The organism is candidate division KSB1 bacterium, from assembly GCA_034505495.1.
Lineage (GTDB): Bacteria > Zhuqueibacterota > Zhuqueibacteria > Residuimicrobiales > Krinioviventaceae > Fontimicrobium_A.
In genome coordinates this window covers 1-342 of sequence record JAPDQV010000073.1, presented here as the reverse complement: position 1 = coordinate 342, position 342 = coordinate 1, and the positions used below count along the sequence as shown (strand labels likewise).

Genomic DNA, 342 nt, shown 5'->3' with positions numbered 1-342 from the left:
CACTTGAGGGTATCGATAACCATTGCAAATCGTGCCATGTTAAGCCTCCGCCTCGATCGTGACAAAGTTTACGTTCATGCCGGTGCCGCCCATCAGCGGATCGATCGTGTAACGGGTGATCAACTGGGCATCGCTTGCACCCTTTTGGTAGGCGAACTTGAGCATTCGCGAATTGTGGCCGAAGCCGTGCACGATATAGACGCAGTCGGGTCTAATCCGCTCCGTCGCTTTAACTTTGACACGATTGCTGAGAACACCGTTCTGATTCTTGAGACGCACATAATCGCCGCTTTTCAGGCCATAGCGTCGCGCAACATCCAGGTTGATCCATACTTCGTTTTC

The 342-nt window shown here is 52.0% G+C and carries 1 protein-coding gene; it reads right to left on the bottom strand.

Annotation, left to right across the window (positions count from 1 at the left end; genetic code table 11):
- Window positions 1–39: 39 nt before the first annotated feature.
- Window positions 40–342 (bottom strand): nitrate reductase (locus ONB24_15305; GenBank protein MDZ7317478.1); only part of this gene is annotated, 303 nt, incomplete at its 5' end.